The organism is Pseudomonas sp. yb_5 (assembly GCF_043103865.1).
Lineage (GTDB): Bacteria > Pseudomonadota > Gammaproteobacteria > Pseudomonadales > Pseudomonadaceae > Aquipseudomonas > Aquipseudomonas putida_Y.
The window spans coordinates 1-19974 of sequence record NZ_JBICKE010000104.1 but is presented as its reverse complement, the minus strand read 5'-3'; the positions used below and the strand labels follow the sequence as shown (position 1 = coordinate 19974).

At 61.3% G+C, this 19974-nt stretch carries 22 protein-coding genes; 11 read left to right on the top strand and 11 right to left on the bottom strand.

Annotation, left to right across the window (positions count from 1 at the left end; all coding sequences use genetic code 11):
• The first annotated feature begins 133 nt into the window (after positions 1-133).
• Positions 134-571, top strand: a complete 438-nt coding sequence (locus ACF8GF_RS18870; RefSeq protein WP_003256170.1) for a carboxymuconolactone decarboxylase family protein — start codon at positions 134-136, stop codon at positions 569-571.
• A gap of 98 nt (positions 572-669) precedes the next feature.
• On the opposite strand, the gene ACF8GF_RS18865 is transcribed toward ACF8GF_RS18870, so the two are convergent.
• Complete coding sequence (locus ACF8GF_RS18865; protein ID WP_176682422.1) at positions 670-1758, bottom strand: AraC family transcriptional regulator; 1089 nt, start codon at positions 1756-1758, stop codon at positions 670-672.
• Positions 1759-1926: 168 nt separating this feature from the next.
• On the opposite strand from ACF8GF_RS18865, the gene ACF8GF_RS18860 reads away from it, so the two are divergent.
• Genes ACF8GF_RS18860 through ACF8GF_RS18850 form a run of 3 tightly spaced genes read left to right on the top strand, consistent with a single transcriptional unit; the run spans position 1927 to position 4567 of the window.
• On the top strand, positions 1927-3111 hold the full coding sequence (locus ACF8GF_RS18860) for an acetyl-CoA C-acyltransferase family protein (protein ID WP_003256172.1): 1185 nt from the start codon (positions 1927-1929) through the stop codon (positions 3109-3111).
• A gap of 13 nt (positions 3112-3124) precedes the next feature.
• Positions 3125-3973 (top strand): 3-hydroxybutyryl-CoA dehydrogenase, encoded by an 849-nt coding sequence (locus ACF8GF_RS18855; RefSeq protein ID WP_176682421.1) that lies wholly within the window; start codon positions 3125-3127, stop codon positions 3971-3973.
• 12 nt (positions 3974-3985) lie between these two features.
• Entirely contained in the window at positions 3986-4567 is a 582-nt protein-coding gene (locus ACF8GF_RS18850) for a TetR/AcrR family transcriptional regulator (protein ID WP_176682420.1), read from the top strand.
• A gap of 48 nt (positions 4568-4615) precedes the next feature.
• On the opposite strand, the gene ACF8GF_RS18845 is transcribed toward ACF8GF_RS18850, so the two are convergent.
• Genes ACF8GF_RS18845 through ACF8GF_RS18825 form a run of 5 tightly spaced genes read right to left on the bottom strand, consistent with a single transcriptional unit; the run spans position 4616 to position 11115 of the window.
• Positions 4616-4993: a response regulator gene (locus ACF8GF_RS18845; protein WP_003256176.1), complete on the bottom strand. Its 378-nt coding sequence runs from the start codon at positions 4991-4993 to the stop codon at positions 4616-4618.
• A 44-nt stretch (positions 4994-5037) separates the two neighbouring features.
• Complete coding sequence (locus tag ACF8GF_RS18840) at positions 5038-6264, bottom strand: hybrid sensor histidine kinase/response regulator (protein ID WP_176682419.1); 1227 nt, start codon at positions 6262-6264, stop codon at positions 5038-5040.
• Positions 6258-6833, bottom strand: coding sequence for a chemotaxis protein CheB (locus ACF8GF_RS18835; protein ID WP_176682418.1), 576 nt, complete (start codon positions 6831-6833; stop codon positions 6258-6260). Before ACF8GF_RS18835 ends, ACF8GF_RS18840 begins: the two co-directional genes overlap by 7 nt.
• Positions 6830-7651, bottom strand: coding sequence for a protein-glutamate O-methyltransferase CheR (locus ACF8GF_RS18830; protein WP_021782092.1), 822 nt, complete (start codon positions 7649-7651; stop codon positions 6830-6832). The genes ACF8GF_RS18835 and ACF8GF_RS18830 overlap by 4 nt, the downstream gene beginning before the upstream one ends.
• Entirely contained in the window at positions 7648-11115 is a 3468-nt protein-coding gene (locus ACF8GF_RS18825; RefSeq protein ID WP_392487684.1) for a response regulator, read from the bottom strand. Before ACF8GF_RS18825 ends, ACF8GF_RS18830 begins: the two co-directional genes overlap by 4 nt.
• A gap of 248 nt (positions 11116-11363) precedes the next feature.
• On the opposite strand from ACF8GF_RS18825, the gene ACF8GF_RS18820 reads away from it, so the two are divergent.
• Positions 11364-11714 carry a response regulator gene (locus ACF8GF_RS18820; protein WP_176682415.1) on the top strand — a complete coding sequence of 117 codons (351 nt, stop codon included), beginning with the start codon at positions 11364-11366 and terminating at the stop codon, positions 11712-11714.
• 69 nt (positions 11715-11783) lie between these two features.
• Here the strand turns inward: ACF8GF_RS18820 and cobF are convergent, their stop codons facing one another.
• A complete protein-coding gene (cobF, locus tag ACF8GF_RS18815; protein ID WP_392487683.1) occupies positions 11784-12533 on the bottom strand; it encodes a precorrin-6A synthase (deacetylating) in 750 nt (249 codons plus the stop codon).
• 67 nt (positions 12534-12600) lie between these two features.
• Positions 12601-13890, bottom strand: a complete 1290-nt coding sequence (locus ACF8GF_RS18810; RefSeq protein ID WP_392487682.1) for an OprD family porin — start codon at positions 13888-13890, stop codon at positions 12601-12603.
• 360 nt (positions 13891-14250) lie between these two features.
• Here ACF8GF_RS18810 and ACF8GF_RS18805 point away from each other — a divergent pair, with 360 nt between their 5' ends.
• From ACF8GF_RS18805 to ACF8GF_RS18795, 3 genes are all read left to right on the top strand, one after another.
• Entirely contained in the window at positions 14251-14610 is a 360-nt protein-coding gene (locus tag ACF8GF_RS18805) for a histone-like nucleoid-structuring protein, MvaT/MvaU family (RefSeq protein ID WP_176682412.1), read from the top strand.
• Positions 14611-14834: 224 nt separating this feature from the next.
• Positions 14835-15362, top strand: a complete 528-nt coding sequence (gene gloA, locus ACF8GF_RS18800; RefSeq protein WP_392487681.1) for a lactoylglutathione lyase — start codon at positions 14835-14837, stop codon at positions 15360-15362.
• 97 nt (positions 15363-15459) lie between these two features.
• Positions 15460-15702, top strand: a complete 243-nt coding sequence (locus ACF8GF_RS18795; protein ID WP_021782100.1) for a hypothetical protein — start codon at positions 15460-15462, stop codon at positions 15700-15702.
• Positions 15703-15756: 54 nt separating this feature from the next.
• On the opposite strand, the gene ACF8GF_RS18790 is transcribed toward ACF8GF_RS18795, so the two are convergent.
• Positions 15757-16578: a shikimate 5-dehydrogenase gene (locus ACF8GF_RS18790; RefSeq protein WP_176682411.1), complete on the bottom strand. Its 822-nt coding sequence runs from the start codon at positions 16576-16578 to the stop codon at positions 15757-15759.
• Between the two features lie 235 nt (positions 16579-16813).
• On the opposite strand from ACF8GF_RS18790, the gene ACF8GF_RS18785 reads away from it, so the two are divergent.
• Positions 16814-16996: a hypothetical protein gene (locus ACF8GF_RS18785; RefSeq protein ID WP_176682410.1), complete on the top strand. Its 183-nt coding sequence runs from the start codon at positions 16814-16816 to the stop codon at positions 16994-16996.
• 68 nt (positions 16997-17064) lie between these two features.
• Here ACF8GF_RS18785 and ACF8GF_RS18780 read toward each other — a convergent pair whose 3' ends face one another.
• Positions 17065-17403 carry a chemotaxis protein gene (locus ACF8GF_RS18780; RefSeq protein WP_176682409.1) on the bottom strand — a complete coding sequence of 113 codons (339 nt, stop codon included), beginning with the start codon at positions 17401-17403 and terminating at the stop codon, positions 17065-17067.
• A gap of 164 nt (positions 17404-17567) precedes the next feature.
• On the opposite strand from ACF8GF_RS18780, the gene ACF8GF_RS18775 reads away from it, so the two are divergent.
• Positions 17568-18392, top strand: a complete 825-nt coding sequence (locus tag ACF8GF_RS18775; RefSeq protein ID WP_392487680.1) for a helix-turn-helix transcriptional regulator — start codon at positions 17568-17570, stop codon at positions 18390-18392.
• A gap of 38 nt (positions 18393-18430) precedes the next feature.
• Here the strand turns inward: ACF8GF_RS18775 and ACF8GF_RS18770 are convergent, their stop codons facing one another.
• Positions 18431-18754, bottom strand: coding sequence for a DUF1654 domain-containing protein (locus ACF8GF_RS18770; RefSeq protein ID WP_176682407.1), 324 nt, complete (start codon positions 18752-18754; stop codon positions 18431-18433).
• A 232-nt stretch (positions 18755-18986) separates the two neighbouring features.
• Between ACF8GF_RS18770 and ACF8GF_RS18765 the strand changes: the two genes are divergently transcribed.
• Positions 18987-19661 (top strand): polysaccharide lyase family 7 protein, encoded by a 675-nt coding sequence (locus ACF8GF_RS18765; protein WP_392487679.1) that lies wholly within the window; start codon positions 18987-18989, stop codon positions 19659-19661.
• Positions 19662-19974: the final 313 nt, after the last annotated feature.

The following is a 19974-nucleotide window of genomic DNA, read 5'->3' as shown; positions in this document are numbered from 1 at the left end:
TGAAGAGATTGGATGCAGGTCAGTGGCCACCTGAATGGGCGATTGGCCTCCCGCTTATGCGCAAAATTGGCTATCGGGGTGGCCAATGAGCGGCGCTACAGTAGCGCCCTACCCCCGCACGTTGGAGACTGCCATGCACAACCGTATCGAATGGGCCAAACACGCCCCACAAGCCTACAAAGCCATGGTCGGCCTGGAGCAGGCCCTGGCCAACAGCGGCCTTGAGAACTCGCTGCTGGAGCTGATACGCCTGCGCGCTTCGCAGATCAACGGCTGCGCCTACTGCGTCAACCTGCACGCCAACGATGCGCGCAAGGCCGGTGAGACCGAAGCACGCCTGCAGACCCTTTGCGTGTGGCAGGAAACCAGCTACTTCACACCGCGTGAACGTGCTGCGCTGGCCTGGGTCGAGAGCCTGACCCGCTTGCCTGAACAGGGTGCGCCGCAGGGGCAATATGAAGCCCTGCAGGAACACTTCGAGCCAGCCGAAGTGGCCAACCTGACCTTGGCAATTGCCACCATCAATGCCTGGAACCGGTTCGGCGTCGGCTTTGCCATGGTGCCGGCCTGATTCTTTCGGGTGGCCTGTGCTGGCCTATTCGCGGGCAAGCCCGCTCCTACAATTCATGCCCGCCCCCACAATTCTGTTCGTGCCCTGTAGGAACGGGTTTACCCGCGAACACCGGCAGAGCCGGTGCCATCCACCGCGTTGGTTTCTTCGCGGGCATGCCCGCTCCCACAGGTAGAACGCAGGCCGGCCAACCGTGCCCGGTAGCTCCCAGGGCTCTGTCCGGTCCACTTCTTGAACGCCCGGTGGAACGCACTCGGTTCCTGAAACCCCGCCTGCTCGGCAATTTCGGCGATGCTCAACGCCCCTTCGCGCAACCGCTCGAAGGCCATGGCCCGGCGCACTTCATCCTTGATCTGCTGGTACGAACGCCCCTCCCGCTCCAACTGCCGGCGAAAGGTACTGGCACTGATCCCCTGCTGCTGCGCCAGCGCGGCCAATGTCGGCCACTGCCCAAAGCGCAATGCCCGCAGGTGCCGATACACCTCAGCCACCAGCCCGTTCTGATTGCGAAAGCGGATCACCAGGCCCTGCGGCGCACTGCGCAGGAAGGTCTTCAAAGCCGCCCGGTCCTGCACCACCGGCAGGCGCAGGTAAGCGCTGTCGAACTCCACCTCGGTGCGTCCGCTGCCCAGGCGCAGGTCCGGCCCCCACAGCAGCAAGTCGTCCTCTTGGGCCGGGCGCGACACCGCGAGCTCCGTGCGGTCGATGGCAATTCGCCGCCCGGCCAGCCAGCACAGCATGCCGATCATCAGCACCAGGTAAGTTTCCTCGGCATACACCCGAGTCAAGGGGTCGGCAATGTTCGACTGCACGCTGATCAACGCCCGACCGCCACGTACTGTCAGGCTGCCACGCAGGTCACGCAGGAACAGGCCGAAGCCCCCCATGCACTGACGCAAGGCCTTTTCCAGGTTCGGTTCGAGGATCAAGCCCCGGCAGATCAGGGCGAAACTGCCCAGCGGCATACCATGGCTGTCGAGGCCAAAGAACTCATCGTCCAGGCGCTGGATCAACGCCAGCCACAGCTGGGCGAACGCCTTGGCCGGCACCCGCGCCTGAGGCTGATCGAGCAGCTGCGGGGCGATGCCCACTGCAAGCAGCTGGGCGTCACGCTCGGCGGGGGTGTCGCGCAGAGCGTGGAGCATGGCGTTGAGGAAGTACACGGCGACTGAATCGCTTTCGCGCATGGCGGTTTTCGCTGTCTATGCTGAGTGGCAAAAAGTGCCAGGTTGTTTGAACAGATCCGGCATAGGCTGCAACAGAGCCTTTGCCTAGACTCGATCCCACTTCGGGGCCGCCAACCATTCTCGCAGAGCCTGGCCCGGTCCCGCCACGCCTTCGCAATCGGAGCCCTTATGAGCAGCGCAGAAATCTACGTCGTCAGTGCCGTCCGTTCAGCCATTGGTGGCTTCGGCGGTTCTCTCAAGGACCTGCCACTGGCCGACCTGGCCAGCGCCGTGACCCGCGCCGCCATCGAGCGCTCGGGCCTGGCCGCCGAGCAAGTCGGCCACCTGGTGATGGGCACGGTAATCCCCACCGAACCGCGTGACGCCTACCTGGCACGGGTAGCGGCAATGAACGCCGGCATCCCCAAGGAAACGCCGGCATTCAACGTCAACCGCCTGTGCGGCTCTGGCCTGCAGGCCATTGTCTCTGCGGCCCAGGGCCTGTTGCTGGGCGACACCGACGTGGCCGTCGCGGCCGGCGCCGAATCCATGAGCCGTGGCCCTTACCTGCTGCCACAAGCGCGCTGGGGTGCACGCATGGGTGATCTGCAAGGCATCGACTATACCGTCGGCGTACTGCAGGACCCCTTCCAGCACTTCCACATGGGCATTACCGCCGAGAACGTCTCGGCCAAGCATGGCATTACCCGCGAAATGCAGGACGAACTGGCCCTGACCAGCCAGCGCCGCGCTGCTCGTGCCATTGCCGAGGGCCGCTTCGCCAGCCAGATCGTTGCGCTGGAGCTGAAAACCCGCAAGGGCAGCGTGCAGTTCAGTGTCGACGAGCATGTGCGTGCTGATGTAACCGCCGAGCAACTGGCCGGTATGAAGCCGGTATTCAAGAAAGACGGTACCGTCACCGCCGGCAACGCCAGCGGTATCAACGATGGCGCCGCCGGCCTGGTGTTGGCCACAGGTGACGCGGTGCGCCGCCTGGGCCTGAAGCCTCTGGCACGCCTGGTGGGCTATGCCCACGCCGGGGTGGAACCTGAGCTGATGGGCCTGGGGCCGATCCCGGCCACCCGCAAAGTGCTGGAAAAAACCGGCCTGAACCTGCAAGACCTGGATGTGATCGAGTCCAACGAAGCCTTCGCCGCCCAGGCCTGCGCGGTAGCCCGCGAGCTGGGCTTTGACCCGGAAAAGGTCAACCCCAACGGTTCGGGCATTTCCCTGGGCCACCCAGTGGGTGCCACCGGTGCGATCATCGCCACCAAGGCCATCCATGAGCTGCAGCGCATCCAGGGCCGCTACGCGCTGGCCACGATGTGTATCGGCGGTGGCCAAGGCATCGCTGTCGTGTTCGAGCGCGTCTGAGGGAGGCTGACACATGAGCATTGAACAGATCGCCGTGATCGGCGCGGGCACCATGGGTAACGGCATAGCCCAGGTGTGCGCCATTGCCGGCTACCAGGTGCTGCTGGTGGATGTTTCCGACGCAGCGCTTGAGCGCGGTGTGGCCACCTTGAGCAAGAACCTCGAGCGCCAGGTCAGCAAAGGCACCCTCGACGCCGACAAAGCCGCAGCCGCCAAAGCCCGCATCCGCACCAGCACCGACTACACCCAGCTCAGCGCTGCACAGCTGGTGATCGAGGCGGCTACCGAGAACCTGCAGCTCAAGCAGCGCATCCTGCAGCAGGTGGCAGCCAACGTCGCCGCCGACTGCCTGATCGCCACCAACACCTCGTCGCTGTCAGTGACTCAACTGGCCGCCTGCATCGAGCACCCCGAGCGCTTCATTGGTGTGCACTTCTTCAACCCGGTACCGATGATGGCGCTGGTGGAGATCATTCGTGGCCTGCAGACCAGCGACAGCACCTACGCCCAGGCACTGCTGGTGACGGAAAAAGTCGGCAAGACCCCGATCACCGCCGGTAACCGCCCGGGCTTCGTGGTCAACCGCATCCTGGTGCCGATGATCAACGAGGCGATCTTCGTGCGCCAGGAAGGCCTGGCCAGTGCCGAGGATATCGACACCGGCATGCGCCTGGGCTGCAACCAGCCGATCGGCCCGCTGGCCCTGGCCGACCTGATCGGGCTGGACACCCTGCTGGCGATCATGGAGGCCTTCCATGACGGCTTCAACGACAGCAAGTACCGCCCTGCTCCACTGCTCAAGGAAATGGTCGCGGCCGGCTGGCTGGGGCGCAAGAGCGGTCGCGGTTTCTTCACCTACTGAGGACCAAGCACCATGCCCCCGGTCAATGCCGCAATGCGCTGTGCCAACTTTGAGGAGCGACGTGACCGGGCCATGGCATTGTTTGCCGAAAAGGGCTTTGGCCAGGTCAGCATGCGCGAGCTGGCGGCCCATGTGGGGCTGACCGCCGGCTCGCTGTACCATCACTTCCCCAGCAAGCAGGACCTGCTGTACGACTTGATCGAAGAGTTGTACGAAGAGCTGCAAGCCACGCTGGACCAGGCCCGCCGGGCCATGGCCCGTGGGGCATCGGCGTTGAGCTGCCTGATTGCTGCGCACTGGCAGCTGCATGCCGAGCGGCCGCTGCAGTTTCGGCTGGCCGAGCGGGATTTGTGTTGTTTGAGTGAGGCGCAACAGGCGCACCTTGCAGCGTTGCGCAAGCGTTATGAGGCAGGCTTGCTGCGCCTGATCGCACCGCAAGCAAAACTGCCGGGGCAAGCGTTGGACGCCACAGCGCATGTACTGGCGACGCTTCTCAATCAGCTGCCGGGGTTACTCAAAGCATTGCCTGAAGAACAGGGGTTGGAGCTGATGGAAAACTTGCTGGTCGGCGGGATTGAGCGGACACTGCGATAGCCTGCCAGGGCCCCTGCGCGGGCTTGCCCCGCGAAGAGGCCGGATGCCTCAACGCAACAGCGACTGGATCTGCTCGTGCAAGGTATCCAGGTCAAACGGCTTGGCCAGGATAGGTGCCTTGCGGGTGATCGGGCTACCAGATTCGAGAATCTCCGCCGGGTAGCCGCTGATGAAGATCACCTTCAGGTCTGGCCGCAACTTCACCGCGGGCTCGGCAATATCCACGCCCGAGATCCCTCCCGGCAAACGGAAGTCCGTCACCATCAGGTCCAGGTGCGGCTTGCTGGCCAGGATGGCAAACGCCTGCTCGCCATCTTCAGCCACCAGGACGTGGTACCCCTCACCCGCCAGGTAATCGCGCAAAATCATGCGAATCGCCGGTTCATCCTCGACGACCAGAACCACATCTTGTGCATCTTCACTCATGTTAACGCCTTGAAATACTTACAGTTGGCCATCAGACCCCAGGCTTACACAGAGGTTGCCCGCGCCTGGTCGTTTTGTTCTTTGAATGTTGCCAGCGGCAATTGCAGGGTGAATGTGGCACCCTTGCCCTCCTCGCTTTCAACCTGTATCCGGCCACCGTGCGCCTGGACGATCTGCTCGGAGATGTACAACCCCAGGCCCAGACCTCCGCTGGCCTGCTGGGCAGCGACCCGCTCGAACTGCTGGAAGATCCGCTGCTGGTTGACGGCGCTGATACCGATGCCGTGATCCTGTACCTGAACCCAGGCCATGCCGCCCTGCTCGAACACCCGTACCTGCACCGGATTGCGCTCGCCGTAACGCATTGCATTGGACAACAGGTTGGCCACTACTTGTTCAATCCGGAATTCGTCCCACTCCCCCTTCAGCGCTTCGCAACGCTGCAATTCGATGTGTGTTTCCAGGGCCAGGGCCTGTGCCGTGAAGTTTTCCACCAGCCCACGCACCAGTTGGCCCAAGTCAAACAGCTTGGGCCGCAGCGACAATTTACCGGTACGGATGCGCGAAACATCAAGCATGTCCTCGACCAACCGGATCAGGCTGTTGATCTGCCGCTCGTCACGCTCGACCATGGCCTGCAGCTTGTCGACACTGAAGGCGTCCAGGTTGCCCCGTGCCAGGTGCATCTTGCGCAACTGGGTTTCCAGGATCAGGCCATTGAGCGGCGTACGCACCTCGTGGGAGACGATCGACATGAAGTCGTCACGCATGCGCACGGCATGCTCCAGCTCACACCGTGCCACCTGCAGCTGGCTGAGCAGCAGCTCCTGTTCCTGGCGGCTCTGCTCCAGGGCTTCCAGTTGCCGGCCAAGCACCTTGCGCTGGCGGAACAGGTCGACGAACACCGAGACCTTGCTTTTCACCGCCAGGGTGTCGAGCGGCTTGTGCAGAAAGTCCACGGCCCCGCTCTCGTAGCCCTTGAAGGCATAATTCATCTCGCGGCCCGCCGCACTGACGAAGACAATCGGGATGTGCTTGGTCTTGTCGGTGCCGCGCATCAGCTCGGCCAGTTCGAAACCGTTCATGCCCGGCATCTGCACATCGAGAATGGCCAGTGCAAACTCGTGCTCGAGCAGCAACGACAACGCAGCCTCGGCAGACTGGGCCTGGTGCACCTCACGGTCCTCGCCCTGGATCAGGGCCTCGAGCGCCAGCAGGTTTTCCGGCAAGTCGTCGACAATCAACAGTTTGGCGATGGTGTGGCTTAGCATGCGCTGTATTCCAAGGTCGCGAGCAACTGCCCGATACCGCTCAGAGTAAGGATATGGTCGGGCTGGTGCAGGGCCAGAGCGGCCTCCGGCATCAGGGCAACCTGTGCGTCACGAGGGTCCTGGACGATCGTGCGCCCCCCATTGTTCTTGATGTATGCAAGGCCCCTGGCGCCGTCTTCGTTGGCCCCGGTGAGCAGCACACCCAGCAGGCCGTCGCCGTAGGCATCGGCCGCCGAGATGAACAGGAAATCAATCGCGGGGCGCGAGAAATGCACCGGTTCCTCCTGGCTCAGCGACAGCGTCAGGTCGCGCTCCACCGACAAGTGGTAACCCGGCCCCGCCACATAGATCTGCCCGCTGCGGATCCTCTCCTTGTCATGTGCCTCGCACACCGGCCGATGCAGCCGCCGCTGCATCACGCCAGCCAGCTGGCTGTGGCGATCGTCCGGCAGGTGCAACACGCAGAGCACCGGGATGGCAAACGCCGATGGCAGCGCGCCGAGCACCTGGAACAATGCCGCCACGCCACCCGCCGAGGCGCCGATCACCACTGCACGTACGCCGTTCATGATTTACGGAAGATCCGTTGGGGCTTGACCAGCGGCTCGAAACGTTCGCTGTAGGCCGAAAAGTCCACCGACTCCTTGCTACCCAACACCAGGAAACCGCGGTGGCAGAGCGACTCATGGAACAGGCCGAGCGCCCGATCCTGCAGGTCCTTGTTGAAGTAGATCAGCACATTGCGGCACGACACCAGTTGGGTCTCGGAGAACACGCTGTCGGTGGCCAGGCTGTGGTCGGCGAAAGTCACGTTGTCGCGCAGGCTGCTGTCCATGATGGCGTTGCCATAGGCGGCGGTGTAGTACTCGGCAAAGTCACGACGGCCACCGGCCAGGCGGTAGTTTTCCTCGTATTCGCGCATGCTCTGCATCGAGTAGATGCCCTGCTTGGCCTTGTCCAGCGAATGCGGGTTGATGTCGGTGGCGTAGATGATGGTGCGTTCAAGCAACCCTTCCTCACGCAACAGGATGGCCATGGAATACACCTCTTCCCCCGTGCTGCAACCCGCGATCCAGACCTTGATCGAGGGCCAGGTCCGCAACAGCGGCACCACTTCGTTGCGCACGGCAAGGAAGTGGTCAGGGTCACGGAACATCTCGCTGACCGGGATCGTCAGGTACTGCAGCAACTGCATGAACATGCCCGGGTCGTGCAGCACGCGCTCCTGCAGCGCGGACACCGTCAGGCAATCGAACTGACGCAGCGCGTGGAGAATCCGGCGCTTGATCGAAGCGCCGGAATAATTGCGGAAATCGTAGCTGTACTTGAGGTAGATCGCCTCGATCAGCAGCCGGATCTCGATGTCGGTGTTGCGTTCGCTAGTCAAATTCGCTCCAGTTGCGGCAGCCAGACACGGATCAACGAGAACAGGCGGTCCAGGTCGATCGGCTTGGCCAGGTAATCATTGGCACCGGCTTGCAGGCAACGCTGCTGGTCATCCTTCATGGCCTTGGCGGTCACCGCGATGATCGGCAGTTTGCGCCAGCGCGGTTGCTGACGGATCAGGCGGGTAGCCTCGAACCCATCCATCTCCGGCATCATCACGTCCATCAGCACCAGGTCGATGTCGTCGTGCTGCTCCAGGCGCTCGATGGCTTCGCGCCCGTTGCGGCCGATTTCGACAATGGCGCCCTTGTGCTCCAGGGCACTGGTCAGGGCGAAGATATTACGCACATCGTCGTCCACCAGCAGCACCTTGCGGCCCTCGAACACCTTGTCGCGGCTGCGCGCGGTCTTGAGCATGCGCTGACGTTCGTTGGACAACTGCGATTCGACCTTGTGCAGGAACAGTGTCACTTCGTCCAGCAGGCGCTCTGGCGAACGTGCGCCCTTGATGATGATCGAGCGTGAATACTTGAGCAGGTCGGCTTCTTCCTCACGGGTGAGGTTGCGGCCGGTATACACGATCACCGGCGGGAAGGCGCGGATATCCTCTGCGGTCATGCGTTTGAGCAGCTCGTTGCCGAGCATGTCTGGCAGCTTGAGGTCGATGATCATGCAGTCGTAGATGTTCTGGCGCAACAGCGCCAGGGCATCCTGGGCCATGGCCACGGCCGTGATCTCGACATCGTCGTCGCCGATCAGCCGGGCGATGCTCTCGCGCTGCAGGTCGTCGTCTTCCACCAGCAGGATGTGCTTGAGCTTTTGCGTAAGCTTGGCTTCCAGGCGAGCGAACACCTCCTTGAGCTCCTCGCGGCTGGTGGGTTTGACCGCATACCCCACCGCCCCCATGTGCATGGCCGCCTCGACGCGGTCTTCCACCGAAATGATGTGCACCGGGATATGGCGGGTGCCGGCCTGCTCCTTGAGGCGCTGCAGGACGGTCAGGCCCGAGTGGTCGGGCAGGCGCATATCCAGCAGGATCGCATCCGGAATGTACTGGGCGGCCAGCTCGAAGCCTTCGTCGGCGCCATGGGCCACCAGGCAGCTGTAGCCCAGCTCATGGGCCAGGTCGAAGAGGATGCGGGCAAAGTTGGGCTCGTCTTCGATCACCAGAATGCAACGGGTATCGAAAGGGGCGCGCTCGCGGTCGTCGGCAAAAGCCGGTGCCGGGCGCATGACCGCGGCGGCCAACGGCGCTTGCGGTACAGGCGGCAACGCATCGACGGCCGGGCGCAGGCTTTGTGGCTCGACGCCTTCGTCCTCGGCGGCATAGCGCTCCGGCAGAATCAGGCTGAACACGCTGCCTTGCCCGGGGCTGCTGTCGACATTGATCTGGCCACCGAGCAAATGCGCCAGGTCACGGGAGATCGACAGGCCCAGGCCAGTGCCGCCATAGCGGCGATTACTGGTGCCATCGACCTGGTGGAAGGCGCCGAAGATCGCCTGCTGCTGATCGGCCGCAATGCCGATGCCGGTGTCACGGACCGCGAACACGATACCGCTGCCAGCCTGGAAGCTGACGTTCATGCTGACCTGGCCACGCTCGGTGAACTTGATGGCGTTGGACAGCAGGTTCTTGAGGATCTGCTCCAGGCGCTGACGGTCGGTGAACAGCGTGGTCGGTACCTGCGGCTCGACCTTGACCTCGAAGGCCAGCCCCTTGTGACCGGCAAGTGGCTGGAACATGCCGCGCAAGCCGTCGACCAGTCGCTCGACCTGGGTGGTCTCGGGCCGTACTTCGAGCTTGCCAGCCTCGACCTTGGCGATATCGAGGATGTCGTTGATAAGATTGAGCAGATCGTTGCCGGCCGAGTAGATGGATTCGGCGAACTTGACCTGCTCTTCGCTGAGGTTGCCTTCACCGTTTTCTGCCAGCAGCTTGGCCAGGATCAGCGAGCTGTTGAGCGGCGTGCGCAGCTCATGGGACATGTTGGCGAGGAATTCGGACTTGTACTTGCTCGATCGCTGCAGGTCGTCGGCCCTGGCTTGCAGCTCCAACTGCGCCTGGCTCAGTTCATCGTTCTTGCGGTCCAGTGCTTCAGTGCGTTCGGACAACTGCTCGTTGGTCTGCTCGAGTTCGGCCTGTTGGGTCTCCAGATGGGCCTGCGACTCCTTGAGCACCCGTGACTGCTCTTCGAGCTCTTCGTTGGCAGTCTTGAGTTCTTCCTGCTGCACCTGCAGCTCTTCGTTGAGTTGCTGGGTTTCGGCCAGCACTTCCTGCAGGCGCTGACGATAACGGGCACTCTCGATCGACATGCCCAGGTTGCCGCCGACCCGTTCCAGCAGCTCTTCATCCCGCTCTTGCAAGGGGCGCAGGAAACCCAGCTCGATCACCCCGTTGATCTGCCCGTCTTCGGTCGCCGGCATCAGCAGCGCACTGCGCGGCAAGCCGCTGCCCAGGCCGGAACTGAGGCGATAGAAGTCTTCGGGCAGGTCGTCCAGGCGCAGCAAGCGGCCTTCGCGGACCGCCTGGGCCAACAGGCCATGGTGGTCCGGTTCGACCTGCTCGCGGGCCTGCTCTTCAGCACCCAGGCCATAACAGGCCACGCGCACCAGCCGGCCATGCTCGTCGCGCACGTACACGGCGCCCACCACGCTGCCCAGATAAGAGGCAAAAAAGCGCAGGATGTTCTCGCCAAGCATGGGCAGGGTCAGTTGCCCGAGCACCTGCTGCGCCAACTGAGTCTGGCCGCTGCGCAACCAGGCCTGGTGCTCCAGGCGCTGCGCCGACCGTTGCTGGGCCTGCAGGTTTTCATCGTAGCTGGCCGAAAGTGCCAACAGGTCGCGACGGCCCAGGTAAGCCAGCAATGCACTGAGGCCGACAATGAACAGCACGAAAGACGAGATCGCCATCACAGTGACGGAACTGACTTTTTCGTTGCGGGCCATACGCAGTTGTTGTTCGGTACTGATCAGGTCATCGAATTCCTTGCGGATTTCATCGGTGATGCGCTTGCCCCGGCCGTTGCCGATCAAGGTCTGGTAATCGCCTTGGCTGCGGCGCAGGTTAATCATCTGGTTGCCGAAGTCGTTCCAGGCCTGCTGCAAGGCGATCAGCCGATCGATGCGGTCGACCTGTTGGGGGTTGTCCTCGACCATGCCGCGCAGGCTCTGCAGGCTGCCGAAAATGCGTGGCTTGGCCACCTCGTAGGGGTCAAGGAAGCGCTCGTCGCCCGTGATCAGGAAGCCGCGCATGCCCGTTTCCATATCGATCGACAGCTTGACCGTATCGTTGGCATTGCCGATCACCCGGTCGGTGTGCTCGACCCACTGCATGGCCGAAAGCAGGTAGTTGATCACCGCGACGAAGGCCACGGCCCCCAGCAGGCCAACCCCCAAGGGAAGGCCGATGTTGCGGCTCAACAGCTTGCGAAAGCTTCGCTGGTCCATCGAGGCTGCTTGAATCATGAGAAAACGCCCGAGCTAGAAAAGTCCATTGAAAAGAGTGGCCGATCAGTCGTTATTGTTATCTGCCACTGCGCTGTCCTGATAAGCGAGTCTAACCAGCTTTGACAGGTCTGGCAGGGCATTAAGCCAGTATTTGAAGGTTGCGTTCGGCAATCGTTCCATCTGTTTGCATGGAGCGGTATCCTCGGGAACTTCTGATGCCGCGCGGTGCACAGATTAAAGACACTCATTTGTACAGGATTTGAACCATGCACCTTCTGGTAGTCGAAGACGACGACATCGTACGCATGCTGATGGTCGAAGTGCTCGACGAGCTGGGCTACAAGGTCATCGAGGCAGAAGACGCCGCAGCCGCCCTGCGGGTACTCGAGGATCCGGACCAAGCGCTGGCACTGATGATGACCGATGTAGGGCTGCCGGACATGCGAGGTGAAGTGCTGGCGGGCAAAGCGCGCGAACTGCGGCCACTATTACCGGTGCTGTTCGCCAGCGGCTACGCCGACAGCTTCAATGTACCGGAGGGCATGCACCTGATCGGCAAGCCCTTCAGTATCGACAAGTTGCGGGACACGGTGGTGGGTATTCTGGGTAACCCTTGAGCACGGTGTCGCCTGTTTCGCTCGTAGGAGCGGGCTTGCCCGCGAAGAGGCCGACACAGGCAACCCACCTCACAGCGCTCTGCGCAGCAGATAGGTATCCATGATCCACCCCTTGCGCGCCCGCTCCCGCTCACGCACTTCCAGTATCTGTGCCTTGACTGCCTGCAACGGCCCGGCAATCAGCACTTCATCCTCGGTCCCCAGGTACGCCCCCCAATAGATAGTCAACGCCGGGTCATCGAGCCCGGCAAAGGCGCACTGCCCGTCGAGCATCACCACCACATTGTCGATAGGCCCCTGCCCGGCCAGGCGTCGCCCCGGCAGCACAGTCAGGGGCTCGCCGATGCGGTTGAGCGGCACCTGGTGCCGCGCCGCAAGCGCCTGCACACTGCTGATGCCAGGGATGACCTGCAAGCGCAACGTCACGCCGTGTTCGCGGACCAGGTCGAGAATACGCAGGGTGCTGTCGTAGAGGGTGGGCTCGCCCCACAGCAAGAAGGCACCTGTTTCCCCGTCGCCGATTTCCTCCTCGATCAGGCGCGCATACAGCGCAGCACGCCGCCGGTGCCAGCTCTGCACCGCACCCAGGTAGTCCTCCGCCTGCACATCGCGCAACGGGTCGACCACCGGCACCAGGCGATAGCCACCTTCGGGACGGTAGCGCTGCAGAATGACCTTGCGCAGGCGCACCAGCTCATCCTTGCCGTCGCCCTTGTCGAGCACGAAGAACACGCTAGCGCTACGCAGCGCATCGACTGCTTCATAGGTGACCTGGCGCGGGTCACCCGCGCCGATGCCGATCAACAACAGGTCTTTCATTGCCCTGCCCTTTGCGCAAACCCACCTCTATTGTCAGGCGGCTACCGGTATTTGGCAAAGCGGCCGCTTAGAAGATCGAGAAGTTGTAGCTGACAATGACCCGCGTCTCATCCATGTCACGCGCCCACCTTTCATAGTTGCTGCGGTAAGTGGAATTACGCAGGCGTACGCTGACATCCTTGAAAGTGCCACTTTGTACCTGGTACTTGAACTCGGTGTCGCGCTCCCACTCCTTGCCTTCGGCACGGCTGCCCGGCACCTTGATATTGTCACCGTTGATGTAACGGGTGAAGAAGGTCAGGCCGGGCACACCCAGCGCCTTGAAGTCGTAGTCATAGCGTACTTGCCAGGAGCGCTCCTGGGCAGCGGCGAAATCATTGACCTGGGCGTAGTTGACCAGGTACGGGTTGCTGCCATCCAGGTACGGCATGGCGCTGTTGCCATACATGCGCTGCCAGCCGGCGCTGATCTTGTGGCCACCGAGGCTATAGCCAAGCATGCCGCTGAAGGCGCGATGGTCGATTTCACCCGCACGGGCATTGCCGATGTCATCACTTTTGATCAGCCGTAAGTCAGCCGACAGGCTGCCCACCGCCAGCGGTTGACTGGCCACCAGCCCGAGAAAGTGCTGGCGATAGATGTTCTCCAGTTTGGCCACTTGGTACTGGGCGCTGAAACGCTCGTTGAAGCGATAGTCGACACCGGCCAGGTCGAAGTGGTCGGCTTCGGTATCGCAAGCATAACGCTTGTTCTTGCAATGCACGCGGATGTCCTGGCGGTCGGTGGAATCCCGAGCCGTGTATTTGTCCAGGCGAGCCAGGGTGAACTTCAGGTCGTGCAGTTCTTCGGAGGTGAGCATGGCACCCTGGAACAGGGTCGGCAGCAGACGGCCATCGTTGTACTTGAGCAACGGCACATCCGGCATCATTGAGCCGTACTTGAGCACAGTACTGGAGACCTTGACCTTGGCCGCCAGGCCCATCTTCGCATACTGGTCGGCCGAGTGCCGGGGATCGTGACCGGACGAGGGCAGCAACCCACTGTTACTGTCGGCCGGGCTGGAATCCAGTTTGAAGCCGAACATGCCCAGCGCATCCACTCCGAAACCTACCGGGCCTTGCGTATAACCCGATTGCACATTGAGGATGAAGCCTTGTGCCCACTCTTCGCGCTTGGATGCGCCCTGGCTGGAACTGCTGTAACCGTCCCGGAAGTCCCGGTTGAAATAGACATTGCGTGCTTCAACCTTGGCACTGCTGTCTTCAAGAAACCCGGCAGCCTGGGCGTTGACACCGGCACACAACAGAAACAGGCCGGTAACACGGCGCCCGGGGGCGAGGGGAAAAGGGGAAAACATGCGAAGAAACATCCAGAATTAACACGATTTAACAACCTGCGGCACGCATTGGCCACCGTACTGCGGCAAGCCAGAACATGAGTCGGCCATTATCTGAAATGATCGCGCAAAGGCTCTGACGCAGGCCATTGGACCATGGTCTAGCCCCCCGGTCGCGCAACCGCAGAAAAACCGCCAAATACCGCACGCAAAACTGGGAAAGTTCCCGGCTTACTTGCAAAAAGTTAGCAGTTTACCCGGTAGCCATGAATGACTACACTCGATATCAGCGAACAGTGGAACCCACCTGCGTGGCCGGCGTTTTACTCTTTTTCAATGTTCGTCACGCCCTGCCACGACCGACGTACAGGAGTGATTACAGTGTCCAGACTTGCAGAGTTTCGTGCTGCCGAAAAAGCGCTCCAGGAACAGATGGCGCAACTGGAAGCGTTGAAAAAGGATGCCGGCCTCAAACGCGAAATCGAATTCGAGCAGAAACTAGTCGGCCTGATGAAAAGCTATGACAAGAGCCTGCGCGATATCATCGCCATCCTCGACCCGAAGGCTGTGGCCCGCGCTTCCAGCACACCCGCCAAGCAACAACGCCGCCCACGGGTGGTCAAGGTCTATCAGAACCCGCACACCGGCGAGCGAATCGAGACCAAAGGCGGCAACCACCGCGGTCTCAAGGCCTGGAAAGAACAGTATGGGGCCGCCACGGTAGAAAGCTGGGTACGCTGATGAAATGTGCACACAGGCTTCACACTTTTTTCACAAGGACTGGCTCAGTATCGAAACAGCTAAAGGATTAGCGACCCCATCACGCGCCCGCACATGCGGGCCTCTAATTTCAGCGCCCTGCCTTTGCAGGGCGCTTTCATTTGCGCAATCGGTGCACTGCCGTATCATGGCCAGCCTGTCTGTTTTGCCGGCGCCCTGCGCCCGGCCCCGTCTCAGGAGTTCCCATGAGCCTGCACGATCTGCAAACCCTGCCTGGTGTCACCGCGCAACCTGACGCCGCCACCGCCCAGTTCGTCTTCAACCACACCATGCTGCGGGTCAAGGACATCGAGAAGTCGCTGGACTTCTACACCCGCGTGCTGGGCTTCCGCCTGGTGGACAAGCGTGACTTCCCTGAAGCCGCTTTCAGCCTGTACTTCCTGGCCCTGGTCGACCCGGCACAGATCCCCGCTGATGACACCGCCCGCCACCAGTGGATGAAGTCGATCCCTGGCGTGCTGGAGCTGACCCACAACCATGGCACCGAAAACGATGCCGAGTTCGCCTACCACAATGGCAACACCGACCCGCGCGGCTTTGGCCATATCTGCATTTCGGTACCCGACGTACGCGCCGCTTGCGCGCGCTTCGAGGAACTGGAAGTACCGTTCCAGAAACGCCTGCAGGACGGGCGCATGAACCACCTGGCCTTCGTCAAGGACCCGGACGGTTACTGGGTCGAAGTGATCCAGCCAACCGACCTCAAGGACTGAGCGTTCGTCGCGGCGCGCTCGTCGGGCCGGGAACTCCCGGCCTCTTGCTGTGGTATATGAAGGTAACTGCTTCACATGCCACAGCGAGGTAAGGACGATGCAATCTCTTCACTGTGAATACCGCGAGCACACCATCACCGCCAGCGTGATGCCCCACCCCGACTCACCCCTGCCCTATGCCGCCGGCTGCCTGATCACGGCACCTGACGGGCACACCAGCAAGCGCATGTCGATGCCAATGCAGTTCTTCTCCGACCTTGAGAATGCGCAGCATGTGTCACTGGCCCATGGCCGTGCACTGGTCGACAAGCAGCTCGATGGCGGGAACAAGGTGTTCTGACCCTGGTTTCGCCAGCCCCCTTCGCAGCTAAAGCCGTGAAGGGGGCTGGGGCAACTAGATAGCGCGCGCGTACGCCACAGCCGCATCCACCTGCTCCTGCGATGGCCTTACCCCGGTGTACAACACGAACTGTTCCAGCGCCTGCAACGCAATGACCTCCAGCCCAGTGATCACCGGCTTGCCCAACGCCTGAGCCCGGCGAATCAGCGGCGTCTGCGCCGGCATCGCCACCACATCGAACACCCGCTCCGCCGCCGCGATGGCGTGCTCGGGAAACGCCAGCTCATCTGCCTCCTGCCCGCCTGCCATACCGATCGGCGTCACGTTTACCAGCATCGGCGGGCAGATATCGCCAGGCTCAGGCATCCAGCGATAACCACAGACATCCGCCAACTGACGCCCGGCCTGCTCGTTGCGTGCAACGATAATGCCTTCGGCAAAGCCGGCATCGCGCAAGGCGCTGGCCACGGCCTTGGCCATACCCCCGCTGCCTCGCAGGGCAAACGCAGTGCCCGGATCGACCTGGTGCTGCACCAGCAATTGGCGCACGGCCAGGTAATCGGTGTTGTAAGCCTTCAGGTGGCCATTGCAGTTGACAAGGGTATTGACCGACTCGATGGCCGCCGCCGAGGGATCGATTTCATCGACCAAAGCCATGCAGGCTTCCTTGTAGGGCATCGACACCCCACAGCCGCGAATACCCAAAGCGCGGATCCCTGCCACCGCCGCCGGCAGGTCATCGGTGCGCATGGCCTTGTAATAGAAATCCAGGCCCAGCTGCTGGTACAGGTGGTTGTGAAAGCGCACGCCGAAGGTCCCCGGGCGACCGGCCAGAGAGATGCAAAGCACGGTGTCCCGGCTTGGAGTTGTCGGCATAACAGGCTCCTTAGTCATGACTGAAACGTTTATTCAGCGTAACAGAGTCAGCCACTGGTCGTCCCTTACACAACCTTTACCGTTTCCCTGTGCTCGGTTGACAGAGAACGGAGTCAAAGTAACAAGGCCCGAACGTGGTAACGGTTGATAGGAGCAATGATCACTATCGAGGAAGTTGATTTCAAACTGCCCCGGCTGCTGCGTATGGTGGAGCCATGTTTCACAGGAGGTCCCCATGGCCACTATCCAGATCATGTCCGTTGTCGGTAGCGCCGTTCCCACCTCACTGCGTGAGCAGGGCCTGCTGGCGTGCTGGTACCTGGTTCGCAACGGCGAAGCCGTCAGCGGCCCGATGCCGACGCTCGCATCAGCCCGGGCACTGGCCGAACAGTTGCAGCCAGGCACCTTGGCTGCCTGACCCGAATTTGTTGTGCGTTGCTCCCTATGCCCCTGTTGCCCGCCAAACTGGCGGGCTTTTTTTGTTCTTCACGGATTGCCGGGGTTGCCACCTCGTGTTTGGCCGCTACTGCCCAACTGACTGGTCAGCACCATGACCTTGCCTTGCAGCCGGCCTACGGTCATCACCAGCTCGTTTCGTTCCTTGGCGAGCAGATCAGCTTTTGCCTGGGCCTCCCGTCGGGCATCCCGTTCGATGTCCAGCAGTTCTGTCAGGTGGCGGATGACTGCAAGCTCCGCGTTGTCCATCGCGCGGTCGACTGCATCTCTGGACAACCACTTGCGCAGCCACAGAAACGCACCTAGCAGTACAGTCCCCGTACCGCCCAACCAAGTGACGGTGCCCGGGCCGAGGTCGGTCGGATCCATGTGAACCTCATTACAGATGATGATGTGATCAGCCCCGGAGAAAAATGTCTCGTTAGCTTTCCTTGTTCGCGCGCTTAATTTAGCCTACAGCTAACAGCACCACAAGAGCAGATTTAGCCATGCGCACATTTAGCAGCAAGCTAAACACTGGCATGCTTCACCCCATGGACATCTACCAAATTCGCAAGCACAACCTGGTGAAACTGATCGGTAGCCAGAGAAAGGGGACCTGCGCAGAGCGCTGGGGGATGGCGCCTGCACACCTGAGCCAGATCCTTTCGGACAAGACCGTGAAAAACCTGGGCGATGACGTGGCCCGTCGCATCGAGGGCATCGAAGGCCTGCCACGGGGCTGGTTCGACGCACTGTCGCTAGGCGAACATGCGCAAGGTGCTGTCGAGGCAGGTGACAACAAACTCTCAGCAGCCGACCTGGTCAAGCAGATGCTGGCCCGAAGCGGCAAAGGGATCTCTGAAGAAACCCGGCAAAGGCTGCTGGCAGCTGCGCAAGAGCCTGCAGATACCACGCTGCTGAAAGCCGAGCCGCTTCGCCCCGGCCTGGTCGGTGACGAAGTGTGGATTGCCCACTATGACGTGCGGGCCGCCATGGGCGGTGGCCAGATCCCCCACGACTACCCCGAGATGTTCAAGGACGTTCGCGTCAGCCCCAGCCACCTGCGCGAGCTGGGCGTAGAGTTCAGCGAGCACTATCACCTGAAGATGGTGACCGGCTGGGGTCAGTCGATGGAGCCGACCATCAGGCACCGCGACCCGCTGATCGTCGATGTCAGCATCCGCGAGTTCGTCGGCGATGGCATCTACTTCTTTTCCTGGGGCGACCACATCTACATCAAGCGGCTACAGATCGCGGACGAGGACCACTTCGAGATGATCTCCGACAACTCGCGGCACAAAGACCGCATGATTCGTCGGGAAGAGACCTACATACAGGCCAGGGTCCTCCTGGTGTGGAATGCCCACCTGGTATAAACCGAAGCCCGCCCTGACCGGCGGGCTTTTGCTGAAGCTCAGAAAGGTGCCGCCTCCTCGACCTGCATCTCGCAGTCGCGCTCGACGACAAAATCATCACGCTCTTCCACGCTAGAGCGCGCCCATCGCACCGTCACGCTAGCATCATCGTTGAACGTCAACTGTAACTCGGGCGTTTCCAGCAACTGGCCCATCACCTCCTCCCATTCCGCTTCACCGTCGGTATCCAGGCGGTGCACCACTACCCAACGCTGCGTCTGCGCGAGTGGGTGGTTGATCATTGACGATACCCGCAGGCTAAGCCGCTCTATTCCAGTCATTTCCTGGCGCTGTTGGGGTCCCGACTGCATGTGCCTAGACATATTCTTATCCTGATAGCTGTATATTCGTACAGTATTCAGCTAAAGCTTATCTCACCGCCAAAGCCAGCGTAAAGCTCCATCGCGAAAAATTTCGCCAGTAGGTAACATCCCCCAAAGCGAAATTAATTTAGCCAAAAGCTATTGATTTGATTTTAGCCACAGGCTAATTTTGTGTTCGACCGCCATTTGCACGGCTGCTCAACCACTCAAACCCTTTCGCCAGGAGCTCCCCATGGCCGTAGATATCAGCCACCTCACCATCGCCACGCCGATAGCCGTCTCCTCAACCAACCCCGTTGCTCTGGAGCTAAACGGTGCTGAAGCGATTGCCCGCTTCCCCAGCATCGTGACGGTGCTCAGCGATGGCTCGATCCAGTTTTCAGCACCCACCAAAGGTGCTTCGAGCAAAAGCACCCACAGGACACGCTGCGAATGGACAGAAACGCAAGACTGGACGCTGGCCAGCGCCCAGAATCACTGGAATCGCCAGACCATGACGCTGACCAAGGTCAACTCGGCGCAGAAGGTGGTCATTGCCCAGATGCACGTACGCGGGGATGACGGCCCGCCGGTAAAGGTGTTCTGGAACAAGGGCAACATCACCTTCGGGTTTCGGCGCACCTTCAACCAGACCGATCCGGTGAACTCCACAGTTTTGAAGGGGGTGCCACTGGGTGCGACGTTCCACATCAGCATTCACACCACGTCTGAAGGCGTGGTAAACGTGACGGCCGAATGCAACGGGGTATCCGCCTCGTCGGGCGATTTGCAGCTCGACAGCACCTGGGCTTCACACCTGTTCGAGTTCCACGGCGGGGTCTACAACCAGGTCGATTACACCGACGCAACACCCGCCGAGGACGGCTCGATCTGCATCATCAGCGAGCTCTTGCTCATCCACCGCTGAACGTCGATGCCCAGCCCTGCTAGCACAAGCCCTCATGGCGTCGCATGAATGCAAAAAGCCCAGCGCGGGGCTGGGCTTCTATCAGCTGGGCTGAACAGTACTTCCGCCAGCCTTTACACACTGTACTGGCAGTTACTCCAGTGTAAGGGATCCATCATCCCCACATTCCAACCGTCCACCTGATTCCCGATGCTGTGCTCCCGATTTCTTTCTGGAGCCAGCCCGCCATGATGCGCCCCGACAGCAAAGTCGAAAAAGTCTACCTCACCCCAAGCCCGTGGACTTTCGAAAGTCCATCGACGGCCTCACAGCC

What these genes read in the sequence shown, in the direction of transcription:
- ACF8GF_RS18870 (WP_003256170.1), top strand. Translation starts at nt 134, where the DNA reads ATGCACAACCGTATCGAATGGGCCAAACACGCCCCACAAGCCTACAAA.
- ACF8GF_RS18865 (WP_176682422.1), bottom strand. Translation starts at nt 1,758, where the DNA reads ATGCGCGAAAGCGATTCAGTCGCCGTGTACTTCCTCAACGCCATGCTC.
- ACF8GF_RS18860 (WP_003256172.1), top strand. Translation starts at nt 1,927, where the DNA reads ATGAGCAGCGCAGAAATCTACGTCGTCAGTGCCGTCCGTTCAGCCATT.
- ACF8GF_RS18855 (WP_176682421.1), top strand. Translation starts at nt 3,125, where the DNA reads ATGAGCATTGAACAGATCGCCGTGATCGGCGCGGGCACCATGGGTAAC.
- ACF8GF_RS18850 (WP_176682420.1), top strand. Translation starts at nt 3,986, where the DNA reads ATGCCCCCGGTCAATGCCGCAATGCGCTGTGCCAACTTTGAGGAGCGA.
- ACF8GF_RS18845 (WP_003256176.1), bottom strand. Translation starts at nt 4,993, where the DNA reads ATGAGTGAAGATGCACAAGATGTGGTTCTGGTCGTCGAGGATGAACCG.
- ACF8GF_RS18840 (WP_176682419.1), bottom strand. Translation starts at nt 6,264, where the DNA reads ATGCTAAGCCACACCATCGCCAAACTGTTGATTGTCGACGACTTGCCG.
- ACF8GF_RS18835 (WP_176682418.1), bottom strand. Translation starts at nt 6,833, where the DNA reads ATGAACGGCGTACGTGCAGTGGTGATCGGCGCCTCGGCGGGTGGCGTG.
- ACF8GF_RS18825 (WP_392487684.1), bottom strand. Translation starts at nt 11,115, where the DNA reads ATGATTCAAGCAGCCTCGATGGACCAGCGAAGCTTTCGCAAGCTGTTG.
- ACF8GF_RS18820 (WP_176682415.1), top strand. Translation starts at nt 11,364, where the DNA reads ATGCACCTTCTGGTAGTCGAAGACGACGACATCGTACGCATGCTGATG.
- cobF (WP_392487683.1), bottom strand. Translation starts at nt 12,533, where the DNA reads ATGAAAGACCTGTTGTTGATCGGCATCGGCGCGGGTGACCCGCGCCAG.
- ACF8GF_RS18810 (WP_392487682.1), bottom strand. Translation starts at nt 13,890, where the DNA reads ATGTTTTCCCCTTTTCCCCTCGCCCCCGGGCGCCGTGTTACCGGCCTG.
- gloA (WP_392487681.1), top strand. Translation starts at nt 14,835, where the DNA reads ATGAGCCTGCACGATCTGCAAACCCTGCCTGGTGTCACCGCGCAACCT.
- ACF8GF_RS18795 (WP_021782100.1), top strand. Translation starts at nt 15,460, where the DNA reads ATGCAATCTCTTCACTGTGAATACCGCGAGCACACCATCACCGCCAGC.
- ACF8GF_RS18790 (WP_176682411.1), bottom strand. Translation starts at nt 16,578, where the DNA reads ATGCCGACAACTCCAAGCCGGGACACCGTGCTTTGCATCTCTCTGGCC.
- ACF8GF_RS18785 (WP_176682410.1), top strand. Translation starts at nt 16,814, where the DNA reads ATGGCCACTATCCAGATCATGTCCGTTGTCGGTAGCGCCGTTCCCACC.
- ACF8GF_RS18780 (WP_176682409.1), bottom strand. Translation starts at nt 17,403, where the DNA reads ATGGATCCGACCGACCTCGGCCCGGGCACCGTCACTTGGTTGGGCGGT.
- ACF8GF_RS18775 (WP_392487680.1), top strand. Translation starts at nt 17,568, where the DNA reads ATGGACATCTACCAAATTCGCAAGCACAACCTGGTGAAACTGATCGGT.
- ACF8GF_RS18770 (WP_176682407.1), bottom strand. Translation starts at nt 18,754, where the DNA reads ATGTCTAGGCACATGCAGTCGGGACCCCAACAGCGCCAGGAAATGACT.
- ACF8GF_RS18765 (WP_392487679.1), top strand. Translation starts at nt 18,987, where the DNA reads ATGGCCGTAGATATCAGCCACCTCACCATCGCCACGCCGATAGCCGTC.